This window comes from Burkholderia sp. SRS-W-2-2016 (genome assembly GCF_001931485.1).
GTDB lineage: Bacteria > Pseudomonadota > Gammaproteobacteria > Burkholderiales > Burkholderiaceae > Paraburkholderia.
Genome location: NZ_MSDV01000019.1, coordinates 358,381 through 382,251, shown reverse-complemented (window position 1 = coordinate 382,251; position 23,871 = coordinate 358,381). Strand labels below are relative to the sequence as shown.

The 23,871-nt window shown below is 64.1% G+C and carries 22 protein-coding genes; 10 read left to right on the top strand and 12 right to left on the bottom strand.

The window, feature by feature from the left end; all coding sequences use genetic code 11:
* The first annotated feature begins 44 nt into the window (after positions 1-44).
* The 6 genes from BTH42_RS08105 to BTH42_RS08080 all read left to right on the top strand — a co-directional run bounded on the left by BTH42_RS08105 (position 45) and on the right by BTH42_RS08080 (position 7,366).
* Positions 45-647, top strand: a complete 603-nt coding sequence (locus tag BTH42_RS08105; protein WP_075297671.1) for a molybdopterin-dependent oxidoreductase — start codon at positions 45-47, stop codon at positions 645-647.
* Between the two features lie 65 nt (positions 648-712).
* Positions 713-1,132 (top strand): DUF2946 domain-containing protein, encoded by a 420-nt coding sequence (locus BTH42_RS08100; protein WP_075297669.1) that lies wholly within the window; start codon positions 713-715, stop codon positions 1,130-1,132.
* A gap of 82 nt (positions 1,133-1,214) precedes the next feature.
* Positions 1,215-3,617 carry a TonB-dependent receptor gene (locus tag BTH42_RS08095; RefSeq protein ID WP_075297667.1) on the top strand — a complete coding sequence of 801 codons (2,403 nt, stop codon included), beginning with the start codon at positions 1,215-1,217 and terminating at the stop codon, positions 3,615-3,617.
* 86 nt (positions 3,618-3,703) lie between these two features.
* On the top strand, positions 3,704-5,290 hold the full coding sequence (locus BTH42_RS08090; RefSeq protein WP_075297882.1) for a PepSY domain-containing protein: 1,587 nt from the start codon (positions 3,704-3,706) through the stop codon (positions 5,288-5,290).
* Positions 5,291-5,429: 139 nt separating this feature from the next.
* Positions 5,430-6,224, top strand: a complete 795-nt coding sequence (locus tag BTH42_RS08085) for a DeoR/GlpR family DNA-binding transcription regulator (RefSeq protein ID WP_075297665.1) — start codon at positions 5,430-5,432, stop codon at positions 6,222-6,224.
* Positions 6,221-7,366, top strand: coding sequence for an MFS transporter (locus BTH42_RS08080; protein WP_075297663.1), 1,146 nt, complete (start codon positions 6,221-6,223; stop codon positions 7,364-7,366). Before BTH42_RS08085 ends, BTH42_RS08080 begins: the two co-directional genes overlap by 4 nt.
* Before the next feature lie 8 nt (positions 7,367-7,374).
* On the opposite strand, the gene BTH42_RS08075 is transcribed toward BTH42_RS08080, so the two are convergent.
* The 7 genes from BTH42_RS08075 to BTH42_RS35920 all read right to left on the bottom strand — a co-directional run bounded on the left by BTH42_RS08075 (position 7,375) and on the right by BTH42_RS35920 (position 12,777).
* Positions 7,375-8,313, bottom strand: coding sequence for a sterol desaturase family protein (locus BTH42_RS08075; RefSeq protein WP_256701875.1), 939 nt, complete (start codon positions 8,311-8,313; stop codon positions 7,375-7,377).
* 874 nt (positions 8,314-9,187) lie between these two features.
* Positions 9,188-10,201 (bottom strand): M23 family metallopeptidase, encoded by a 1,014-nt coding sequence (locus BTH42_RS08070; RefSeq protein ID WP_075297661.1) that lies wholly within the window; start codon positions 10,199-10,201, stop codon positions 9,188-9,190.
* Between the two features lie 290 nt (positions 10,202-10,491).
* Positions 10,492-10,719 (bottom strand): hypothetical protein, encoded by a 228-nt coding sequence (locus BTH42_RS08065; protein ID WP_075297659.1) that lies wholly within the window; start codon positions 10,717-10,719, stop codon positions 10,492-10,494.
* Between the two features lie 81 nt (positions 10,720-10,800).
* Positions 10,801-10,944, bottom strand: a complete 144-nt coding sequence (locus BTH42_RS35365; RefSeq protein WP_178392133.1) for a hypothetical protein — start codon at positions 10,942-10,944, stop codon at positions 10,801-10,803.
* 57 nt (positions 10,945-11,001) lie between these two features.
* Complete coding sequence (locus BTH42_RS08060; protein WP_075297657.1) at positions 11,002-11,295, bottom strand: hypothetical protein; 294 nt, start codon at positions 11,293-11,295, stop codon at positions 11,002-11,004.
* Positions 11,296-11,529: 234 nt separating this feature from the next.
* The gene (locus BTH42_RS08055; RefSeq protein ID WP_075297655.1) at positions 11,530-11,862 is read right to left on the bottom strand and encodes a DUF2322 family protein; all 333 of its coding nucleotides are present in this window, start codon (positions 11,860-11,862) and stop codon (positions 11,530-11,532) included.
* Positions 11,863-12,567: 705 nt separating this feature from the next.
* The gene (locus BTH42_RS35920; protein ID WP_256701874.1) at positions 12,568-12,777 is read right to left on the bottom strand and encodes a hypothetical protein; all 210 of its coding nucleotides are present in this window, start codon (positions 12,775-12,777) and stop codon (positions 12,568-12,570) included.
* Here BTH42_RS35920 and BTH42_RS08050 point away from each other — a divergent pair.
* Together BTH42_RS08050 and BTH42_RS08045 are read left to right on the top strand one after the other, a co-directional pair.
* Positions 12,776-14,839, top strand: a complete 2,064-nt coding sequence (locus BTH42_RS08050) for a hypothetical protein (RefSeq protein WP_256701873.1) — start codon at positions 12,776-12,778, stop codon at positions 14,837-14,839. The genes BTH42_RS35920 and BTH42_RS08050 overlap by 2 nt on opposite strands.
* 201 nt (positions 14,840-15,040) lie before the next feature.
* Positions 15,041-15,718: an arylsulfatase gene (locus BTH42_RS08045; RefSeq protein WP_075297651.1), complete on the top strand. Its 678-nt coding sequence runs from the start codon at positions 15,041-15,043 to the stop codon at positions 15,716-15,718.
* Between the two features lie 122 nt (positions 15,719-15,840).
* On the opposite strand, the gene BTH42_RS08040 is transcribed toward BTH42_RS08045, so the two are convergent.
* The 5 genes from BTH42_RS08040 to BTH42_RS08020 form a co-directional block, all read right to left on the bottom strand.
* Entirely contained in the window at positions 15,841-16,692 is an 852-nt protein-coding gene (locus tag BTH42_RS08040) for a carbohydrate ABC transporter permease (RefSeq protein ID WP_075297649.1), read from the bottom strand.
* Positions 16,693-16,702: 10 nt separating this feature from the next.
* Complete coding sequence (locus tag BTH42_RS08035; protein ID WP_075297880.1) at positions 16,703-17,677, bottom strand: carbohydrate ABC transporter permease; 975 nt, start codon at positions 17,675-17,677, stop codon at positions 16,703-16,705.
* Positions 17,678-17,812: 135 nt separating this feature from the next.
* Positions 17,813-19,066 (bottom strand): ABC transporter substrate-binding protein, encoded by a 1,254-nt coding sequence (locus BTH42_RS08030; RefSeq protein WP_075297647.1) that lies wholly within the window; start codon positions 19,064-19,066, stop codon positions 17,813-17,815.
* A gap of 77 nt (positions 19,067-19,143) precedes the next feature.
* Positions 19,144-21,117: a beta-galactosidase gene (locus BTH42_RS08025; protein WP_075297645.1), complete on the bottom strand. Its 1,974-nt coding sequence runs from the start codon at positions 21,115-21,117 to the stop codon at positions 19,144-19,146.
* A 19-nt stretch (positions 21,118-21,136) separates the two neighbouring features.
* The gene (locus tag BTH42_RS08020; RefSeq protein ID WP_075297643.1) at positions 21,137-22,303 is read right to left on the bottom strand and encodes an ABC transporter ATP-binding protein; all 1,167 of its coding nucleotides are present in this window, start codon (positions 22,301-22,303) and stop codon (positions 21,137-21,139) included.
* A 190-nt stretch (positions 22,304-22,493) separates the two neighbouring features.
* Here BTH42_RS08020 and BTH42_RS08015 point away from each other — a divergent pair, with 190 nt between their 5' ends.
* Positions 22,494-23,525 (top strand): LacI family DNA-binding transcriptional regulator, encoded by a 1,032-nt coding sequence (locus BTH42_RS08015; RefSeq protein WP_075297641.1) that lies wholly within the window; start codon positions 22,494-22,496, stop codon positions 23,523-23,525.
* Positions 23,522-23,716, top strand: a complete 195-nt coding sequence (locus BTH42_RS08010) for a hypothetical protein (RefSeq protein WP_075297639.1) — start codon at positions 23,522-23,524, stop codon at positions 23,714-23,716. Before BTH42_RS08015 ends, BTH42_RS08010 begins: the two co-directional genes overlap by 4 nt.
* Positions 23,717-23,871 lie beyond the last annotated feature (155 nt).

Below are 23,871 nucleotides of genomic sequence, written 5' to 3'. Positions count from 1 at the left end.
GTTCCAGCCCGCGCCACCAACGACGCCACCGGGAGAAAAACACAATGAACAAACGCCAGTTCCTGACCCGCGCAGCGGCACTGGGCGCGGCGGCCTCGCCCGCCTTTGCCGCAAAGCGCGAACATGAGCACGCCACAACGTGCGCCCCTTCCCCAGTTATCCTCACTATCTCCGGCGCGATCGCGCGCAGCAATCGCGGCGCGCTCAATCCATCCTTCGACCAGTTGATGGCCAGGCACCAGATCAAATTCTCCGAAGCCTATGGAATCGATCTGCCGCTGCTCGCCGGCATGAAAACCGTCACGATCGAGCCGACGATCGAATACGATGCACATCCGCACAAATTCAGCGGTCCGCTGCTCACCGACGTGCTCGCACATGCCGGCGCCCCCACTGGCGACAGTACGCAGATCGTGATGCACGCGGTCGACGGCTACGCGGTAATGGCGACGCTCGACAAAATCCGCGGCTATCGCTTCATCGTCGCGACGCAGATGGACGGCAAGCCGCTGCCGCTCGGCGGCCTCGGACCGTTATGGGCGATCTTCGACGCGGACCGTATTCCGGAACTCGCGGCAAAGCCGCTGAAGGATCGCTTCGAACTGTCGCCGTGGGGGCTGTATCACATCCAGGTCATGCGGACGTAGTGCCGGCCACGCAGACGTCAGCGCGCGGCGATGCTAGAATCGCCCCCGTCTCTCTTTCGACCATCATGACTGCACGCTCCCGCAACCGCCTGACTGCCTGGCTTGGCCTCGTCGCCATGTGGCTGGTCGTGTGCGCGCCGCTCGTTAGTCAGTTGCTCGAAGCAAGTCGCGCACAGGCGTTGCTTGCGCCGCTCTGCTCGACGCATCATCCGGCCGGCGCGCTCGACGCAAACAGCGCGACCCTCGCCAGCGTCACTACCCCCACGAATCCCGCGCCCGTGCATCTGAGCCACGACGATGCATTCGGCGCTTGCGGCTACTGCAATCTGCTCCAGCATCACGTCGCCATGCCGACGTTCGCCGCCATCGCGCCGCCCGCCGCGCTGCCGCTGACCGGCACCGTGCCGCCCACGCTGTCCACCCGCTTCACGCCGCTCGGCGCGTTCCCGTCGGGACGCCCGCGCGCCCCGCCTGTCGTTTCCTGAGCTCTGCCAGTCCTGATCGCGTTTTCGTCGCTACCGTCGACGAAGCCTGCGATCGCCTGTTCAATGCATCAAGGAAACACCCATGTTCAACTTCGCTCCGCGAAGGCTGCCGCTGCACGTCCATCGCGACGCCGGCCGTTCCACTTGTTCCTCTTCTCACGCGCCGAAGCTACGGCGCCCATCGCGCTGGAGCGCGCCGGTGTCGGCGCTGCTGCCGGCCCTCGTGCCGATGCTCGCCGCCACTCACGCGCACGCCGACGACGCCCAAACCGACACCACGCTGCCGGCCGTCAGCGTCAACGCGAGCGCGTCCGCCACCGCCGCGCCGCGCACGCTCGATCCGAATCTGCCGGCCTCCGTCGAGACCGTCACGCGCGAACAGTTCTCGCGTTGGAACGTCGTCAATACCGAAGACGTGCTGAAGTACATGCCGAATCTCGCGGTACGCAAGCGTTTTATCGGCGATCTGAATTCGATCATCGCGGTGCGCGGCACCAGCAATACGCAAAGCGCGCGCGGCCTCGTGTATGCGGACGGCTTGCTGTTGAGCAATCTGCTCGGCAATAACTACGCGTTTCCGCCGCGCTGGTCGATGGTGTCGCCCGAGGAAATCCAGCAGGTCGACGTGATCTATGGGCCGTTTTCCGCGCTCTATCCCGGCAATTCGCTCGGCGCGACGGTGCTGATCAGCACGCGCATGCCGACGCAGTTCGAAGCGAATGCCGACGTCAAGGGCTTCACCCAGCACTTCAGCCTGTTCGGCGTGAACCGCAATTTCAACGGCGCCTCGGCGAGCGCGTCGATCGGCGACAAGATCGGCAAGTTCTCCTGGCGGCTCGGCGTCAATCATCTGGACACCACCAGTCAGCCGCTGCAATTCGCGACGCTGGCGAAATCGAATACGCCGGCGAAGGCCGGCGACACACCGGTCAGCGGCGCGTACTTCTACAACAACCAGACCAATACGCCGACCGCCGTGCTCGGCGTGAACGGAGAAGGCATCGAACATACGGTGCAGGACCAGCTCAAGCTGAAGATGCAGTACGACTTCACGCCGACGCTGCAAGGCGCGTTCACGCTCGGCTACTGGCATCAGACCTACAACAGCGCAACCTCGACGTTCCTGCGCGATGCCGACGGCAATCCGGTGTATAGCGGCAATGTATCGATCGACGGCTATCACTACACGATTCCGGCTGCCGCGATGGCGCCGAGCCGCGGCTACAGCGAGAACTGGCTGTACGGGCTGGCGCTGAAAACGCGCTACGCGACCGGCTGGAACGCCGAAGCGATCGCGTCGTATTACGACGTCAGCAACAGCGTCGCGCGCACCGCGAATGCGGGTGGCCCGGACAATGGTCCCGGCACCGCGCTGTTCGGCGACGGCACCGGCTGGAAAACACTCGATCTGCGCAGCACGTATACACCGGCGAACAACGAGGCCGGCCTCGCCAATCACGCGCTGAGCTTCGGCTATCACTACGACAACTATTTCGTCGACAACCGCAGCTACACCACGCTGAACTGGCGCGACGGCGCCGCCAACGCGTTTGCCAACGGCTTCGCCGGCAAGACCCAGACCCAGGCGCTCTACGCGCAGGACGCATGGCGCTTCCTGCCGCGCTGGAAACTGGTGTACGGCGTGCGCTATGAAGACTGGCAGGCGTACGACGGCGCGCAGTCGCTGCCCGGCACGACGCTGCCGTACAGCGACGTGAGCCAGCAGCACTTCTCGCCGAAAGCGTCGCTGTCGTTCGACGTCAGCGAGGATCTGACCTTGCGCGCATCGATTGGGCGTGCTTACCGTTTTCCGACGGTCGGCGAGCTGTTCCAGGGGCAAATCAACGGCTTCGCGATCGTCAACAACAATCCGAATCTGCAACCCGAAAACGCGCTGTCGAAAGAACTCACCGCCGAATGGGCGCACTGGAATGGGATATTCCGCTTCTCGCTGTTTCAGGACGACGTGAAGAACACGATCTTCAGTCAGACCGATACGACCGTAATTCCGAACGTGACGAACTTCCAGAACATCGGCAAGGTTCGCTCGCGCGGCGTCGAAACCAGTTATTCCGGCGAAGACGTGTTCGTGCGCGGTCTCGATCTGATCGCGAACGTCGCGTACACGCAGTCGAAGATTCTCGAGAATGCGCAGAACCCGGCCTCGGTCGGCAAGTACTTCTACCGGATTCCGCTGTGGCGCGTGAACGTCGCCGCGACCTATCACTTCGACGCACGCGCGGCGCTGACGCTCGCGGCGCGTTATTCGGGCCGCCAGTACAACACGCTCACCAATACCGACACCAATCCGAACGTATTCGGCGGCACCAGCAGCTATACCGTGGCCGATGCGAAGTTCACGTTCAAGCCGACCAGGCTCAGCGAGATCGGCGTCGGTGTCGACAACCTGTTCGATGCGCGTTACTTCGTTTATCACCCGTATCCGGGCCGCACGTTCTATCTGGAAGCGAAGCTGCGCATCTAGCCGCGCATCAAACCGCATAGCAGCCAGGCTGTAAATCGATTCGCGCGCATCGACCGATGCGCGCTTTTCTGTCCGACGAGAATCTCATGTCCACGACTCCGACCACCGAACGCTCGCGCGCCGACCACACGACGACAGCCCGCACCGCTACCAGCGCGGTCCATCCCGGCTATCGAACACTGTGGCGCTGGCACTTTTACGCGGGCCTGTTCGTGATGCCGTTTCTGCTAGTACTGGCGATCACCGGCACGCTGTACTGCTTCCAGCCGCAGCTCGAACCGCTGCTGTATCGCCAGAAGATGGTCGTCGCGCCGCAGGCGGTGCGCATGCTTCCGCACAACGCGCTGCTCGCGAAGGCGCGTTCGGCGATGCCGGCCGACGCGGCCGCGACCACCGCGGTGATCGGCAGCGATCCGCGCCGCAGCGCGGAATTCGTGTTTCGTCTCGCTGACGGCACGCGGCAAAGCGTTTATCTGAATCCGTATACCGGCGAGGTGCTGGGCACGCTGAGCGTCGAGCGTCGCTTCATGCAGGTGGTGCGGATGCTGCATCGCAAGCTGCTGCTCGGCAAACCCGGCGAATTGCTGATGGAACTGGCCGCCTGCTGGACCCTCGTGATGCTCGGCACCGGCATCGCGCTGTGGTGGCCGCGCGGCAAAGCCAGCGTGCGCGGCGCGCTGGTGCCGCGCTTCGCGTTGCAAGGACGGCCGCTGTGGAAAAGCGTGCATGCGGTGCTCGGCATCTGGCTCGCGCTCGGCGCGCTCGCGTTCGTGCTGAGCGGACTGCCGTGGACCGGATCGTGGGGCCAGCAGTTCAAGGCGTTCGCGACCGCGACGAAGCTCGGCGCGCCGGAGGGGGCGTGGGGCGGGTTGCCGTTGCGTTCGGTTTTGCCGGGCTCGGGCTCGGGTTCGGGCTCGGAGCACGCCGGTCACTCTGCGCCTACCGGCGCTGCGGAGCAGTCCGGTTCGGCGACCGCCGACGCCAGCCACGATGCGCATGCCGCTCATGCTGGTCACGCCGATATGGATTCGATGCCCGGCATGGTGATGGACGATCTGCCGTTGCCGCTCAAGCCGTGGGCCGCCAGCAATTCGCGCGTGCCCTCTTCCGACCTGCCGGCTACGACCGAAGCGGACGCACCCACGCCGTTATCGCTCGCGCAGATCGTCACGCTCGCCGCGTCGCTCGGCATCACCGACGGCTACAACATCGTGCTGCCGAACTCCAGCACCGGCGTCTATACGATTTCGTATTTCCCTGGTAATCCGAAGGATGAACGCACGCTCTACATCGATCAGTACAGCGGCGCGATTCTGAAGGACATCCGCTACGGCAACTATGGCGCGATCGCCAAGGCGGTGTCGTACGGCACGTCGTTGCATATGGGCCGCTATTTCGGCGTCGCGAACCAGCTGCTGTGCGCGCTGATTTCGCTCGGCCTCGCCGCGCTCGCGGTGACCGGCTTCGTGATGTGGTGGAAGCGCCGGCCGCAACGCGCGCTCGGCGCGCCGTCGCGCGAACGCGGCGCGCCGCCGATGCGCGGCTGGAAAGCCGGCCTCGTGCTGCTCGGTATCGTGTTTCCGCTGATGGGGGTGACGCTGGTGGTGGTTTGGCTGCTCGACTGGCTGGTTTTTGGGCGGGCGGCGCGACGCGCGGGAACGGGCGCCGGCTGATTTTGCGACGCCTTCCGCGCGCTGCCGGCCTCCAAGGGGCTTGGCGCACCGCCATCCGACATCGCTTGCCAGTTTTGATCGTTTACGATACTTTATGCTCGTTTATGATCGATTCATCCCCAGACAGCGAGGCACAGCGATGCAGCGAACTCTGCAGGAAGCGATAAACGGGCTGTTGCCCGAACAGCGCGAGGCGTTGATTCTGGAGCGGCTGCGCACGCACGGCCGGGTGCTGGCGGCCGAACTCGCCGCCGAACTGCAGACCTCGGAGCACACCGTGCGCCGCCACCTGCGCGAACTCGCCGACCAGGGGCTGTGCAAGCGTGTATATGGCGGCGCGCTGCTGCTGTCGCCGGCCGACAAACCGGCGGCGGTGCGCATGCACGAAGCGGTCGACCGCAAGGCACGGCTGGCCGCCACGGCGGTATCGATCGTGCGTCCGAAGCAGATCGTGCTGCTCGACGCCGGCTCGACCAACGTCGCGATCGCCGACGCACTGCCCGACGACGCGGAACTGACCGTCGTCACGAATTCGCCGGAAGCCGGCGCGCGTCTGCTGAACCGGCCCGGCTTCGAAGTGATCCTGATCGGCGGCCGCCTTGCGCGCGGCGCGGCCGGCTCGCTCGGCGCGACCGCGCTGCTGCAAATCCAGCAGATCCGCGCCGACCTGTGTTTTCTCGGCGCCTGCGCATTCGATCCCGCCGAAGGCGTCGCCGCATTCGACGCTGAGGACGCCGAACTGAAGCGTGCGATGGTCAAGGCAAGCGGCCAGCTCGCGATCGCTCTGACCTCGGAAAAACTGCTGACGGCCGCGCCGTTCACAGTGGCGGCGGCGAGCGTGGTCGACTATCTGTGTATCGAAGCCGACGTGCCGGCCGCGCGAATCGCGAGCCTGCAAAACGTCTGCGGCAACGTACTGGTGGCGGCCCAATGAACGCACTCGTCAAGGAGCGCATCGCGACGCTCGGCGTATTTCTCGCGAACGGTTTCGGCATCGGCGCGTGGGCGGTCGAAGTCCCGCGCATCAAGGAAAGCCTCGCGCTCAGCGACGCGTCGCTGGGTCTCGCGCTGTTCTGTTTCGCTCTCGGCGCGATCGTCGCGATGCCGCTCGCGGGACGACTCGCGCCGCGCTTCGGCAGCGGCCGCGCGACCGCGCTGCTCGGCGTGGCCTTTGCGATCGCGTTGCCGTTGCCCGCGCTCGCGCCCGGCATGGTCACGCTGTGCGGCGTGCTGTTCGTGCTCGGCGCGTCGAACGGCGCGCTCGATGTATCGATGAACGGCCATGCGAGCGCGCTCGAAGCGCGCTGGCACGCGCCGATCATGTCGTCGTTTCATGCGGCCTGGAGTGCCGGCGGCCTGCTCGGCGCGGCCACCGGCGCGCTGCTGCAGAAAAGCGGCGTGGGGGTCGTGGGCGGCCTGCTCGCGCCGGATATTTTCATCGCTGTCCTGATCATGGCGGCCGCCGTGCTGGCGCTGCGCGACATCGGTCCGCGCGCGGCGGCCGCGTCGAGCGGCTTCGCGTGGCCCGACAGCGGCGTGATGAAACTCGCGATGCTCGCGTTTCTCTGCATGCTGGTGGAAGGCGCGATCGCCGACTGGAGCGCGGTGTATCTGCGTTCCACCTTGAACCAGCAGGCCAGCGTCGCCGCGATCGGCTACTCGGCATTTGCGTTTTCGATGGCGGCCTGCCGCTTCGCTGGCGATGCATCCGTGCGGCGCTTCGGTTCGAGCCGGGTCGTCGCGCTCGGCGGCGTGCTCGCGCTGGCCGGACTCGCACTCGTGCTGAGTCTGCCGACGGTGCTGACCGCGTGCATCGGCTTCGCACTGGTCGGCCTGGGCCTCGCGAACATCGTGCCGGTGATTTTCAGCGCGGCGGGCCGCACCAGCGCGACGCCCGCGGTCGGGGTGTCGATGGCGGCGACGGCCGGTTATGCGGGTTTTCTGATTGGGCCGCCGCTGATCGGCTTCGGCGCCGGTCTGCTCGGCTTGCGCGTCGCGTTGTGCGTGCTCGTGATCGCGACACTGATCGTGTCGCTGCTGGGCGGCAACGCGGTACGCGGCACCCAGCCGGCGTAGCCCGCGCGTTACTTCTCTCCCTTCTCCAGTACAACTACCGGTTTTCGAGCCGGCATCGCAATCGATGCATGAGCCGGCGCCGCCACCGGTTCATGAGCGGCAACCGCGACCGGCTTATGAACGGGCGCCGCCGCGCTTACCGCGTGCTGTCCCAACGGCCAGCTGAACGCGCCGAGCAGCGAGCGCGGCTGCGTACCGTCGTCGAGACCGGTGGCGGGCCACTCGTGCTTCGCGGGCACCCAGCGCGTGCCGAACACGTGATCCCACAGCGGCAGCAACTGCGTGAAGTTGTGATTGAAATGCTCGGCGCGAATCGAGTGATGCAGACGGTGATACTGCGGATTGTTCACCCATGTGACGTAGCGGCCGAGGTCCACGCGCAGATTCAGGTGAGCGAAGTAATTGCCGAACATGAACACGAACGACGTTGCGCCGACGATCCACGGCTCGACCTTGAACAGCACACCGACGATCGGATAAAGCAGGCAGCCCTTGATCAGCACTTCGAGCCAGTGATGCCGCAACGTGATCGTCACGTTGAAATCCACCGCGCTATGGTGCAGCGAATGCAGCTTCCACAGCAGCGGCCAAGTGTGCTGCAAACGATGAAACGCGTATTCGAGGAAATCGATCGTCACCAGCACGATCACGAACGACGCGAGCGCGCCCCATCCGCGCGACACCAGCGGCACCATGCCGCCGCCGGACGCATTCACGATCGCGACGCTGGCCGCCGCGGTCAGCGGTTTGACCGCTTCGACGAGCGCGATATAGAAGCCCGCATACGCCATGTTCAGCCGCTGCCCCTTGCGCGATTGCAGCAAGGTGGCGGGCCAGCGACGTTCGAGCAACGCGCCGAGACCCATCATCACCAGCACGAGCGCATAGGCCTGTAGCCACAGGCTCGCGTGGTGCAGCAAGGCGGAAAACTGGCTCGACGCAAACATTGGAATTCCCCGGACGGCGCATGCATGCCGCGTAGTGCGCTCCTGCGCACGCATTCGCGGGCCGGCCCGCGCGACACGACGCGAACGCCCGCGAGTGGCGTCGAGCCGCATCGCTCGAAAGAGCATGCATGTCAGGAACAGCGGAGAGTCGGGAACGGCAGCAGCGTTAGCGTGATCTTCGCAGTCTGCCGGCCGCCGCGCAAGCAGCGGTTATGCGGGAGCGCGGCGCAGCGGACCCGCGGCAGCGGGTGCCGAATCGACCGCTCTCACTCGCCCTCGCTCGCCCTTGCCGGCGCTTCGCAACGCGAACGCACGACGAATTCAGCGTCGTCCGAAGGACGAAAAAAATCGGCGAGGTCATCGTTTTACGCCGTCGCGATCGCGAGTGGCCGATACCTGCTGCCGTATCGCCCGCTCGCGTCGCCGTTTTTATCGACAGCCGTTTTGTGTTGGCCCCGCCGCACCTCGTAACACGCGTTTCCTCCCCGAGCGCGAATCACGAAGACGCCTGCTGCTGTCGGCATTTATTCACTGCTTCTGTGTCCGGCCGCAAGCTGTAGTTCTTGTGAGCCCGTTATTGCAACGGCTATGCCATCACGGGTCAAAGCCTTGCCTGGCAAGGATCGATGTCGATGAACGAGGCGCTGCGTGGGCTCAAGCGCAGGCGATGCATCGGAATTGAGACGCCTCGCGACGCGGCAACACTCGCGCGCGGCGTCGCCAGCATCGTTTCGACGCGCGCGGGAAAACCCGAGCGTAGGCTGGCAGGCAAAGGTTTGCGAGTCGCACCGGTCAGAATTGCCGGTGCGTTATCGAAGCTGGCAGCACTTACCTTGGGCGGACCGGGATGTCGCAAGGCTGAGACGGCAAACGCTCACAGCAACGAGGTCAATTGCGCGACGCGCGCTTCGAAGTGCTTCAACTGATCGGCATTCAGCGTGGTTTTCTGCGGCAGATCGACCTTCAGCGGATCGCGCGGCACGTTGTTCACGTGAACCTCGTAATGCAGATGCGGGCCGGTTGCCCAGCCGGTCTCGCCGACATAGCCGATCACCTCGTTACGCTTCACGTGGCTGCCGTTGTGCAGACCTTTCGCGAAACGGGACAGGTGCGCGAACGTCGTTGAATACGGCGCGGGGTTCTGGATCTTCACCACGTTGCCGTAGCCGGTCTGATGGCCGAGAAAGCGGATCACGCCGCGCGCGGTCGCGCGTACCGGAGTGCCGGTGGGCGCGGCCAGATCGACGCCGTCATGACTCTGCCAGCGATACACGACCGGATCGAGGCGGCGCAACGAAAACTCCGACGAGACGCGGGTGAAGTTGAGCGGATAGCGTTCGAACACAGGACCGGCGCTCACGCCCTCTTTCGAGTAGTAAAACGGCTTGCCGCTCAGGTCCTTGTGGAGGAACACGTCATGGGTCTGCGCGCCGCGCACGATGCGTACCGCGAGCGGCTCACGGGCGGCCGCGTGGTCGTTACCCTTGCTGGTGGAATCGGCGGGATTAGCGGGACTAGCGGAATTGGCGGCGTTATCGAAAACCGCGCTGACGCGGTCGCCGGGTTTGAGGTCGCGCGACAGATCGAGTTCGTCGTGAAACGCGCGCGACAGAATCGCGGTCGTGCCCGCGTCGACGCCCATGCTCTTCGCGGCCGCCGCGAAGGTGCGCTCGATCGGCGCCGTCCTGACGGTGAATGGCGGCGGTTGCGGCGCGGCCGGTGCCGGCGCGGCAGGCGCGGTGGGTGTCGCGCCAGCGGGCGCCGCGGCCGGATTCGGCGCGCGCGCGCCGAACCGCGTCGAGTCCTTGCTGACCAGCGATACGTCGGGTTCTTCGTCGCGCCACGCGCGTTGATGAGAGACCAGATAAGCCGCGCACACCGAGCTCATTGCACACACAGCAATGACCTTGCTGGCACGCCCCGGCAGGAAGCGAGCTACAGATAGAGGCATTGATTAACGACAGCGTCGACCGCCGCATGCACGCAAGGCACGCACGACGAGGTGGTTTCGTTGAGTCAGCGTTTCCAGACAATGCATGAAACGCTGCATGAGGCTGGGGGAAGCCTAGGGGCGCTTTCTTAAGTCAGACTTAAGCTGCCCCTAATAAACGCGTTGGAGCGTGGGGCCGGTTGCCGCAGGGGCTCGGTGCAGTATCGCCCGCGCGGCACGCGTTTTAGTTAAGACAACGAAGCGAGCATGTTCGACAGACGCCGGACGTGGGTCTTGAACGCGTCGCTGGCTTCGCGGTCGGTGGTCGGGTCCAGATGCGAGGTTTCGGCGAGCAGCGCCTGCTCGTGGAAGTCGTTGGCGATGCTGCGTTTGAGGTCCGCCGGCAGCGACCGCACGATGGAAACCAGCAAAGCCTCTTCGGCATGGAGCATGCCGAGAATCGAATGTGTGTCCATACGAGAACCTCCGGTGGGAACATCGTCGGTGCCGCCGGCGAGCGCCGGCGAACCTCATGTTACCCCGCGGCTCCCGCGCCGTTACTCGGCGATCGAATAGCGCGACGGACGGGCTTTCGGCTGCGCAATCTCGCGCTCGACACGCGAACTGGCGCCGCGGATGAACAGGACCGCGCACAGCGCGAGCATCGCCCAGATGCAAAGAATGACCGTCAAGGTGCTCATGTCAGTTTCCGGAAACGTCGGGATACAGGTGAATGCGGGTGGTCGCCGCGTAGTGGGTCAATGCAGCGTGGAGCGCTCGGGTGCTCCGAACAGCAGCTGGTCGATCAGATTGGTGGTCAGCGACAACTGCTTTTCCAGTGCCTGGCGCGCGGCTTCCGCACCGGCCGCGTCGCTGCGCGCAACGGCCGCATGCGTGTCGGTTGCGAGGCGCAGGATCGCTTCCGAGCCGCATTGCAGCTCGCGCATCGCGTCGGCGCCCGGACCCGGCGACGACGGGCAATCCCAGTCCGCACCGGCGTGATCCGGCAGGTCGGCGTCGAAGGGGCGGGATTTGTCGTGGCGGGAAGACATCTGAAGCTCCTGGCGGAAAGGCGCGATGGCACGAAATCAGTGTGCGCCGGCCGCCGGCTTTTCAATTCGTCGAATAGAAGCCAAATCCGAAGCCAATCCGATGTCTTTGAAACAACAGGGATTTTTTACCGGAAACGGGTCAGCGAGGCCGCGACCCAGCCCGCTGGGCGTAGGCGGGGTCGCGGTGGCGGGAAAACGTCTAACCTGCCGACAGGAAAAGCGCTACGGCAGGCCTTAGACAGCCGGCACGACGTCGATGCGCAGCGGCGCGCCGCCCGCGGCGATCGCGAGCAGGATGTCGACGTTCGGGTGCGCGCCCGGGCGGGTGCGCGCGTCGGCCGTATGCTCGGCGAACAGCGCGAGGCCGTGTTCGGCGGCCTTCGCGTCCAGCGTGCCGAACGCGCCGTGCAGGTAGTTGTACACCGCGAGCGAGCCCTGCTTGCCCGGCTTGTTCTCGATGCCGGCGACCACGGCGCCCGCGCCGTCGACCAGATCGATGCGCGCGATGCCGTCGATCGCCGGCATCTGGGCGAGATTTTCCTTGAAAACGTTGCTCGGTTGGATCATTGAAACCACTCCTTCTGTTCTAAAAAATGCATGGCGGGCCGTATCTTAGCCGAACGGCGGCGGACCCGGGAGGCGGGCCGGCGCACGCTGCGCTCGACGGCCCCGATAAGGAGGAATCCTAGATAATTTTTCGCGGAGCTCGCACGTCCGCACGATCAAGGAAAACGTTTAACCTCCACCTTCCGCCGGCTGAAAAACGCCCACCGTGTAATCGATTTCGAATCCAGCCGCTATCAGGACGAAAGCAACGCCGCGCTCGGCACCGTCCTCAATGATTCGTCACCCTAACTAATTTTCAGCCAAAAATCGACTGGATATTTACGATCAGAACCGGTCCGAAAATCATTAACTCTGAAAGCGCTCAAGAACGTCTTTTGAAGCCTCGCCCTCGCCTATTAGCCGCCCACACCGTCGCCCCTGGCGTTTTTGACGCTGCTTGCAATTCCGTTTGAGATATGATCTCCTACGACTTACATAATCTTTTGCGAGGTGAAGTTCGCGTAATTGCGATGTTGCGTCGCAGCGACGCTTACTACCTGGAGAGGCCCAGGAATACTGGGTTTCATACCAGATTCGATAGATGCGGCGGGGTCGAACAGGCCCGCCGCAGCGGTATCGTTTTGCTTATTTTATTTTAAGTCATCAGATGACTGATGTTTTGAGAATAAACATTAACCAGAGCACCCCAGCAGCTAACGGAGATTATTAAAAAGGAGCCGAATAAAAATCGCCAAAAACCAGAAATTCAATCACCACGGCATTAATCAATAAATCTGGAGACAAAATGCTTTCACCGAAAAAAACTACGCTTGCATTTGCCCTTAGCGCGGCCACCGCGCTGCTGCTCAGCGGCTGCGGCGGCAGCACCCACGACGACGCTCCGTCCGCGACGACGAACCCGCCCTCGTCCAGCATGCCGCCTGCTGCGTCCGATCCGTCGAAAAACGGCGCCATTTCGCTGCACGGGGTCGTCTACGGCGCGGCCGACACCAGCGTGCCGGCAGAGGCCGGCATTCCGATCACGATGATGGGGCAAATGCGAGCGCTGTTCGACCTGATCCGCAAATCGCCGGATTTCACTCAGGTCGTGATGGATCTCGGCGACGGCAATCCGGTCCACGTGCTCGATACGAACACCGGCGACAAATTCCTGCCCGGCAAGCTCGCACTCGGTCTGTCGTGGATCCTGATCGATATGAAAACGAAAGGTGATCCGGCCTACGCGGATTATCTGGCCACCTATCAGAAGATCACGACCGCGATGATGCAGTCGAGCGGCGCCAACTACACGTACGCGAATACGTCCTGGGGCGAGTACTACTATCTGGTCGCGCTGAACAACTTCCAGGCGCACGGGATGCTGAACGAGGTGTTCAGCGACGCGATGCTGAGCACGCTGCAAACCCGCCTGACCTTCTGCGATATGTTCGGCGCCGACGCGAGCGGCAAAACCAACACCTGCCCGACCGCGGGCACGTCGATCGACGTCGCGTCGCTCAATACCGCGCAGAACTACTACGCGGTGTCGTACGGGATTGCCGGCCTGCGCCAGAAGCTCGGCTGGAGCAACCCGACGTTCTCGTCGACCGCCGACGCGAGCGTCGCGACGATGAACGCGCGCGACGCGCTGCTCTATACGCTCACCAAGCACATCCGCAACGATTCGACCGGCGGCTTCTCGGACGAAGCGTCGAACACGCACACGACCTATTACGATCAGGCGCGCTACGACCGCTACAGCACGCTGCTGATCGGCGAAGTGACCGAACGCACGCTGGAAATGGGCAATCAGGCGAACCTCACGCCGGAGCTCAAATCGTATCTGCGCAAATCGGTCGATCTGATTCTGCCGCAGCTGAACACCAACGGCCAAGGCTTCAACTACGGCCGCTCGATCGGCCCGTACGGCGACTCGGCCTTCATGGAAGTACTGACCGCGGCCGCCAATGCCGGCGTGCTGACCGATCAGGAAATGAAGGTTGCCTATACGTACATCTACAAATCGGCGCTGCGCTTCAGCAACTTCTGGTACGACCCGACGCTGCCGACGCCGTCGGTGAACATGTGGGTCAAGGGCCGCGGCACCGACACGTATCGCGGCAAACCGCGGGTGATGGGCGAGAACTTCAGCCTGCTGCACCAGTACATGTATGTGAACGCGTGGTGGGACAAGCTCGGTTTCAACGGCAAGGCGCCGCTGTCCGATGCCGAGATGCAGGCCTATCTCGACACCAAGCCGCATTACACGCTGACCTGGTACAACCAGCCGACCGACACCGCGCATCCGTATAGCGCGGCGCTGATCACGGTGCGCGACGGCCAGCGCGTGATCAACCTGAACCTGAGCCAGGCGCCCGACTACAACTCGTTCACGCCGTACTACCCGGCGCCGGCTTCGGACAATCTCGCCTATGGCACGACCGACCTCGCGTACGCGCTGCTGATTCCGCAGGTCACGTATAGCGGCAAGACCTATATTCCGGTCACGTATTACAAGAACCTGAACGTGCAGGAAAGCAATGGTCAGGTCGTCGTCACGTTCGACACCGCCAAGTTCCGTCAAGCGACGAAGAACGCCGCCTACACGACCGACCTCGATCTGCAGGTGCATACGGTGATGACGTTCAGCCACGGCACGATGACGCGCACCGATACGCTGAGCTCGGCCACGTTGACGGGCAATCTGGCGGTCGAAACGGACTACACGTCGTTCGCGGACTTCCAGAACAGCAAGGCCAATAGCGACGGCGTGTCGGTGAACTACACGAATAGTCCGGCGACCAGTTACGCGACGACCGGTTTCGACACTTGCGCGCTGTCGCAATTCGATACCGTGAACGGCGTCACGAACCCGCTGTCGACCACGCCGATCGGTCAGCTGCATGGCGATTTCGCGTGTACGACGAGTCCGTTCGCGCTGTCGGGCGGCGCGAACCGCACGTTCTCGTGGACGCTGAAGTACGCCGATCCGGCCTGACGACTGGCGTTGTCGCCCGGTAATTTGCCGGCCTTCCCTTTACCGGGAAGGCCGGTTTTTATTTGCGGGCCCAGGCGGGTAGCCGTGATACCGGTAGGAGAAGTTGCCTTGTTAAGGCGGAGCGAGATCGGAACAATGCCGGCTCGACGCAATGAATCGGACCACCAACCGACTCCTTCAACTTCACCGGAACTGACAGCCATGCGCATTGCCTTTCTGCACACGATCGACGGTAACAGGCAGGTATTCGAACACGCCGCGACCGAATTGGGCGTAGCGTCCGACGCGTTGCGGCATACGGTGCGGGTGGACTTGCGTGAAGCGGTCGATCGCGCGGGTACGTTCACGCCCGAACTCAAACAGCAAACGCGCGCCTGTCTGCTCGAACTCGCGGCCGACGCCGAAGCGGTCGTCGTCACTTGCGCGACTCTGGGGCCGGTGGTTGCGGAGATGACCGATTCGCCGGTGCCGGTGGTGAGAGCGGATGCCGCGTTGGCGGCGTCGGCGGCTGAATCCGCGAAGAACGGCGGAACGATCGCCGTGTTATGCGCGGCCGAAGCCGCGCTCGAATCGAACCGGAAACTGTTCGCCGGGCATGCAAGCGAAGCTCGCGCGTCGGTGGAAATCGTGCACGTGCCGCAAGTGTGGGCGACGTTCAGAAGCGGCGAGATGCAGGCGTGCTACCAGGCGATCGCCGCGGCCACGAGCGACGCTTATGCAAACGGTGCGACCGTCGTCGCGTTTGCCCATCCGTGGATGGCGCCGGCCGCCGCGCTCGCCAGCGCGGCAAGCGAAGGCAGGCAGCCGCTCGATAGTGCGCGCGCCGCGTTGCGTGTCGCGATGCAGCGGGTCAACCGTGAGTCGGCCGATATCCACTAATAGAAGCGGTAACGAAGAAGCGGCCACGACCGAGAGCAATTCGGTCCGGTCGAAAAAAAGCCCGCTTACGCGGGCAACCCTCTCTACATCGCATCATTACGCAACACCGCGCATTCGCGGCATCACCCCTTGGTCGCGCCAAACGTCAGCCCGGCGACGAAATGCTTCTGCATCGCGAAGAACATCGCGACAGACGGCAACGCGGCCAGAATCGACCCGGCGGAAACCAGATTCCACGCGGTGGTCCACTGCCCTTTCAACGCGGCAACGCCAACGGTAATCGGCGCGGCATCGTCGCCTTGCGTCAGACACAACGCCCAGAAATAGTCGTTCCACACGAACGTGAACACCAGAATCGTCAGCGCGGCGAGCGCGGGACGAATCAGCGGCAGCACGATCCTGAAGAACACGGTCCACTCGTTCGCGCCTTCGATGCGCGCCGCCTCGACCAGTTCGAACGGCAACTGCTTGATGAAGTTACGCAGGAACAACGCGCAAAAGCCGGTCTGAAACGACACATGAAACAGGATCAGCGCGCTCACCGTATTGAACAGGCCCAGTTGCAACGACAGATCGCGCACCGGAATCATCAGCACCTGGATCGGCACGAAATTACCGGCGACGAAGGTCGCGAACAACGTCGAGTTGCCGCGAAACTTGTAGATCGCCAATGCGAAGCCCGCCATCGCCGCGAGTGCGATCGAGCCCACCACCGCCGGCACCGTGATCAGCACGCTGTTCCAGAAGTAATGCAGCATCGGCGACGTGGTCAGCGCTTCGCGATAGTTGTCGAACATCGCGAAGTGCTTCGGCCAGCCCCAGTAATTGCCCTCGCTCAACTCTTCGGTCGAGCGTACCGACGTGACCAGTACCGCGATCATCGGCAGCAGCCAGATCAGCAGCGCGATCGGCAACGTCAGTTTGTACACGCGGCGCGTGGCCGGCTTCCATTTATCGATAGGAATCGGAAACATCAGCGGCTCCTTATTGCTCGGCCCGCAGCATCCGCCGCAGGTGATAGACGATGTACACCAGCATGATCGCGAACAGCACCACCGCAATCGCGGCCGAATAGCCGATCCGGTAGTACTTGATCGCCTGGTCGTACATGAAATAAGCCAGCACGGTCGAGCTTTCGAACGGGCCGCCGCCCGTCATCACCGAAATCAGGTCGAAGCTGCGCAACGCGCCGATGATCGTGACGACGATCGCCATGAACGTGGTGGGCCGCAGTTGCGGCAGGATCACGTGCCACAGCATCGACCAGCCGCGCGCGCCTTCCATCCGCGCCGCTTCGATCTGCTCCGCATTCAGCGCGGTCAGGCCGGTGAGATAAAGGATCATGCAGTACGCGGTTTGCGGCCACAGCGCCGCGAAGACGATGCCGAGCGTCGCGTAGCGCGGGTCGCCGAGCACCGGCACGCCGTGGCCGAGGATCATCGCGAGCAGGCCGAAAGTCGGGTCGTAGAACCACGAGAAGATCAGCCCGACCACCACACCCGACAACACGAACGGCGCGAAGAACAGCGACTTGACGATGCGAATGCCGGCCACCGCCTGGTTCAGATACAGCGCGACCGCGAGGCCCATCGGCGGCGCGAGCAGAAACAGCACCAGCCAGATCAGGTTGTTCCTGAGCGCTGTATAGAAGGTCGGCGTGTGGAACAGTTCCACGTAGTTGGCAAGACCGATAAAGCTCGGCTCGGTCATGCCGTCCCAGTTGAAAAAGCTCAGACGGATCGTCGAGAGGATCGGCCACACCACGTAGACGGCCACCATGAAGCAGGCCGGCGCGAGAAACAGGAACGCGGCGCGCCGCTGGCGCCGCGCGGTCGGCGTCGGACCGCGCCGGCGCGGCGCGCTCGACGAGCCGGGCAGCGCGCCGCCGGGCGCGGGCAGGCTCGGCCCGCCGGGTTCTACAGGACCGCCGACAGTTTGCCGGCTAACGGAATACGACACGATCAATCTCCCGATCCGATCAAGCCAATACACAATCAGTTTCAATGCGATCACCGCGACCGCGACGCACGACCCGTGGCAAGCGCCAGCGGCCGCGCGGCCGCGGCCGCCGCGCAGTACTACTTCTCGCAGTACTTACTTCTTGTAGATCCGCTGACGCGTCTGTTCGAGCTGCGCGAGGATGTCGTCGATCTTCGACGGGTCGGACATGAACTGCTGCATCCCCTTCATCCCTTCGTCGGCCATTTCCTTGGTCATGTCGCGATCGTAGAACTGCGCGATGCCGCCCTTCGTATTCGACAGGATCTGGAAACCGATCTTCGAAATCGGATCGTCGGGTTCCGGCGACTTGCTGTTCGCCGACAGCGAGCCGAGCCCCTTCGCCAGCTGCGCGCCGATCTCCGGCGTTTCGACGAACGCGAGGAAGGTATGCGCGTCGGCCTTGTTCTTCGCTTTCGACGGAATATGCAGCGATTCGACCGGACCGTCTTCGGCGGTCGGCACCTTCGGATCGATGATCGGGAACTGGAAGTAGCCCATCTGCGGCCGCACGTTCTCCGGGAAACCCGCCGTGATGAAGGTACCCATCAGCATCATCGCGGCCTTGCCCTGGAACAGGAACGGCTGTACCGCGTCGAGATCGTAGGACAGCGAATTGTTGATGAAATAGCCGTCGTCGATCAGCTGCTTCCACGTCGTGTAGACCTTCTTCACGCGCGGATCGGTGTACGGAATCTCACCGGCCATCAGCTTCTGATGGAACGCGTTGCCGTTCAGGCGCAGATTCAGATAGTCGAACCAGCCGGCCAGCGTCCACGCGTCGCGCCCCGCCACCGCGATCGGCGTAATGCCGGCGGCTTTCAGCTTCTTCGAGGCGTCGAGAAACTCATCCCAGGTTTTCGGTTCGCTCTTGATGCCGGCCTTCTCGAACAGATCCTTGCGATAGAACATCCCCCACGAGTAGTACACGGTCGGCGCCGCATACTGCTTGCCCTTATACGACGACGCTTCCTTGGTCGACGCATACATCTGGTTCCAGCCGTTCTTCTGCCAGTCGCCGCTCAGATCCTCGAACAGGCCGCGCTGCGCGTAATACGCCATCCGTTCGCCGTCGTGCCAGTTGACGACGTCGGGCGCGACCGTCGACAGCCAGCCCGGCAACTGCACCTTGTACGCTTCTTCGTCGATGAACGACACCTTCACGTCGATGCCGGGATGCGCCTTCTTGAACTCGTCGACCACCTGCTGCCAGACCGCGCGCTGGCTCGCGCCCTTGTACGCGATGTTCAGCGCGAGCGTGCCCGCCTGCGCGGTACTGACGACGGAACTCCCCACCGCCACCGCGGCCATCGCGAGCGCCAACAGAATCTTGCGTGGTTTCAGTTTCATTCTGACTGTCTCCTATATTTCCCGGTTATATACGTCGTTGTCGTTACTGCGTGGAAATTGCTGCGGCCGGACCTGCGTCACGAACGGTAGATCGAAACGCCTTGCGGCGCCACCTTGCGCGAACCGACCACGAACGCGTCGTCGGCCACGTTATCGAGCGTGTACGGATCGGCGCCGTAGTTGAACACATAAGTGAGCGCGCCGCGCCGGCTGATCCGCACGCTGTCGCCGAGCGCGCGGGTCGTGAGGCCCGCTTCCCGCGCGATCCGATCGAACAGCCGCACCGTCAATGCATCGTCGAACAGGCTGGCGAAATAGTGGAACGCGCCGCCGCGCACATACGCGGGATGACCGTCCGCGAAACGCGCGCGCACGTCGAGCGCGCCGGCCGAATCGCTGTCGATGAAATCGCGCCAGTGACGCGCAAGGCCGCCGGTGGAACCCGCTTCCGCGAGAGCGACCGCTTCGGTCACGTTCGGCCGCATCGATTCGACCCGCCACACGCGTGCCGGCAGCACCGAAGTCAACGCACCCGGCGGCAGGTTGGCCGGAATCTGCAGCTCGCGCGTCTTCGAACCGGTGCGCGGACCGAACACGACCTGCGCGCCCGACGCCGCGAGCCGCGCGCCGAAATCGTCCGGCACGACCGGCAGCGGCGGCACGACGATCAGGCTGTAGCCGTCGAACGATGCATCGGCCGGCACCACGTCGACGTCGAGGCCGAGCGCGCGCAACGCCGAGTAGTACTCGAACGCGAACCGCGGATAGTGAAAGTCCGCGCCCTGCGGATGAATCTCGAACAGCCACTTCGCTTCGTAGTCGTACACCAGCGCGACTTTCGAACGGATCGACGCGTTCGCATCGGCATTCGCGGCGAGCACCGTGCGAATTTCGTCGACCACTTGCGACGCTTCATTGCCGCCCACATCCAGACGGTTATCGGGCGTATTCAGCCCCGCGTGCATCTGCTCCTGCGCGAACGGCGCCTGGCGCCAGCGGAAATACGACACGCAGCCCGCGCCGTGCGCGAACGCTTCCCAGCTCCACAGCCGCACCATCCCCGGCAACGGCGCCGGATTCCACATTGCCCAGTTCACCGGGCCGGGCTGCTGCTCCATCACCCAGAACGGCAGCTTCGACATCCCGCGATACACGTCGTGATTGAACGACGCGAAATCCGGATGACCGCTGCGCAGCCAGCGCGCCTTGATCTCCGGCGCGAACCATTGCTCTTCGAGCGCGCCGAGCGGATAGCTGTCCCACGTCGCGATGTCGAGATCGGCCGCGACCTTGTAGTGATCGAACTCGGTAAAGAGCTGCATGAAGTTGTGCGCGACCGGCCGGCCCGGCGAATGCGCGCGAATGATCTCGACCTGCATGCGGTTGTAGCGCGCGACTTCGTCGGACGCGAAGCGGCGATAGTCGAGCCGGTGCGACGGATGCGCTTCGGTGACGGTCGCGACCGGCGCGTCGATCTCGTCGAAGCTGCGGTACTCCATGCTCCAGAACACCGTGCCCCACGCTTCGTTCAACGCCTGGATGGTTTGATAACGCGCCTTCAGCCACTCGCGAAAACGCGTGAGCGCAGCCTGCGAATAGCTGACCACCGTGTGATGACAGCCGAATTCGTTATCGGTCTGCCAGAACGCGACCGCCGGATGCTTGCCGTAGCGCTCGGCGACCGCGGTGCAGATGCGCTGCGACGCTTCGAAATACGCGGGCGACGAAAAATCGTAGTGACGCCGCGAGCCGAACGCGCGCGGCCGGCCATCGGCGCCGACCGGCAGGATCTCCGGATGACGATCGATCAGCCACTTCGGCGGCGTCGCGGTCGGCGTACACATGACCACTTTCAAACCGGCCGCGCCGAGCACGTCGACTGCGCGATCGAGCCATGCCCAGTCGTACTCGCCGGGCGTCGGCTCCATCCGGCTCCACGCAAATTCTGCAATCCGAACCTGTTCGATGCCGAGCGCCTTCATGCGGCGCGCGTCGTCTTCCCACATCGATTCCGGCCAGTGTTCCGGGTAATAACAGACTCCAACACGCATCCTATGTCCCCAAGGTTCTTCAAGCGTAGTGTTCGACCGTTTCGAGCGACGCCGCCGCGAAACCGTCTTCGGTAAACAGATGGCAGGCCGCGCCCGGCGCCCGCAGGCTCGCGCGCTCGCCCGGCGCGAGGCGCGTGACGCCCGGCGCCTTCGCGATCAGCGCGCCGCCGCCGGGCTGATCGAGGTGAACGTAGCTGTGTTCGCCGAGCTGTTCGACGAGCGACACCGTGCGCGTGAGCACGCCTTCGCGCGCAGCGCCGGCCTCTGCGGCGTTCGGCGTATCGACGAATTCCAGATGTTCGGGACGCACGCCGAGCGTGACCGGCTGCGCGCGTTGCAAACCCGCGCCGCTGACCGGCACGCGCACGGTTTCGGCGGTGTGATCGAGCAACACCAGCACGCCTTGCGCATCGATGTCGGCAATCTCGCCGGGCAGGAAGTTCATTCGCGGCGAGCCGATAAAGCCGGCCACGAAGCGGCTTTTCGGGCGGTGATACAACTCGAGCGGCGCGCCGATCTGCGCGATGCTGCCGTAGCGTTCGGTGTCCTTACCAGCGTGCAGCAGCACGATCTTGTCGGCGAGCGTCATCGCTTCGATCTGATCGTGCGTCACGTAGACCACGCTCGCCTTCGCGAACTGCTTATGCAGACGCGCGATCTCGACCCGCGTCTGGCCGCGCAGCGTCGCGTCGAGATTCGACAACGGTTCGTCGAACAGGAACACGCCGGGTTGACGCACGATCGCGCGGCCGATCGCGACGCGCTGGCGCTGGCCGCCCGACAACGCTTTCGGCCGGCGCTCCAGCAGCGCTTCGAGTTGCAGAATGCGCGCGGCTTCGCGCACCTTGCGGTCGATTTCGTCTTTCGGGGTTTTCGCGAGCTTCAGGCCGAACGCCATGTTCTCGAACACGGTCATGTGCGGAAACAGCGCGTAGCTCTGGAACACCATCGCGACGCCGCGTTGCGCGGCGGGCACGTCGTTGACGATCTGCCCGCCGATCGACAGGTCGCCGTCGGTCACGTCTTCGAGGCCGGCGATCATCCGCAGCAGCGTGGACTTGCCGCAACCCGACGGCCCCAGGAACACGCAGAACTCGTTCTCGCCGATGTCGAGATCGACGTTGCGGATCACCGCCGCGCCGTCGCCATACGCCTTCTGCACGCCTCGTAACGAAATGCTCGCCATTTGCATCGACTCCGTGATTTAATCGGCCCGAAGTCGGAGATTAAGCGCTTAATCAGCGAGACCGAAAAAATCGATCGCAAGCGATCGCTGGTCTGTCTCCGATATCGTTTGTATGTTTGTTGACGACAGATGTTGCCGCGCCTTGCGCCGCGATGCAAATGCCGGGCAACCATCCCAAATATTGATCATCATGCCCACACTCAACGAAGTCGCGCGTCATGCCGGCGTCACGCCGGCCACGGTTTCCAACGTGCTGCGCAACCGCGGCCGGGTCGGCGCGGCGACCCGCCAGCGGGTCCTCGATGCCGTCGAAGCACTCGGCTACCGGCCGCATCTGGCCGCCCGCGCGCTCGCCGAAGGCCGCGCGCCGACCCTCGCGTTGATGGTGTCGAGCATCGCCAACCCGTTCTATCCGGAGTTCGCGCTCGCGGTCGAACGGGCGGCGCGCAAGAGCGGCCACTTCGTGATCATCTGCAATACGAACGAAGATCCGACCACCGGCCGCGCGTATCTCGACCAGATCGCCGGCACGCTGTCCGAAGGCGTGCTCGTGACCAACGCGAACCTCGATCTGGTGGACCTGCACGCCACCGAAGCGCGCGGCACGCCGGTCGTGCTGTGTATGTGGGAGCGGCCGAACGAGCCGCCCGGTTTGCCGTGCGTCGCGGTCGATTTCCGGCTCGCCGGCGAGCTGGCCGGCAAGCATCTGCTCGAACTCGGGCATCGACGGATCGGCGCGGTCGTCGGCAGCAAGGCGTCGGGCATTCACGCGGCGCGCTACGAGGGTTTCGTCGATGCGCTGCGCGCGGCCGGCGTCACGAAGAACCGCGTGCGGCACGCAGTCGATACGATCCACGGCGGCTATGTCGCGGCGCGCGCGCTGCTCGAAGCCGACCCGCAACTGACCGCGATCTTCGCGACCAACGACCTGCCCGCGCTCGGCGCGATGCACGCGGCCGCGGACCTCGGTTTGCGCGTGCCCGACGATCTTTCGGTGGTTGGCGTGACCGACATCGAACTCGCGCGCGAGTCGCGTCCCGCGCTGACCACCGTCGCGGTGCCGACCGTCGAGGTCGCCGGTCTGGCGGTCGAGCTGTTGCGCGAGCTGATCGAGTCGTCGTATGGGCAGGCGGGACGCGGCACCGACAATGTGCCGATGCGGGTTTCGTCGGAGCCGACGCTGGTGGTGCGCGCGTCGACCGCGCCGCCGCGTTCGCGGTGACGTTCGCGGTGACGTTCGCGGTGACGTTCGCGGTGACGTTCGCGTTGTCGTTCGCGTTGTCGTTCGCGTTGTCGTTCGCGTTGTCGTTCGCGTTGTCGTTCGCGTTGTCGTTCGCGTTGTCGTTGTCGTTGTCGTTGACGTTGCGGATCGCACGCATGCGGCCATGCACGTGGCCGCGAATGTGGCCGTAACAGCGCCGCGCACGTTACGTAGCGAACGCGTCGCGCGGCCGCTTCAGCGCGCCCGCGTTTTCGCGCGGCCCCGCGCAAACGCCCGCCGTACGGCCTCGCGCGAAATGCGAACAAGTTTCCATGCAGTTGGCACGGTCCCTGCAAATAACCGGTGA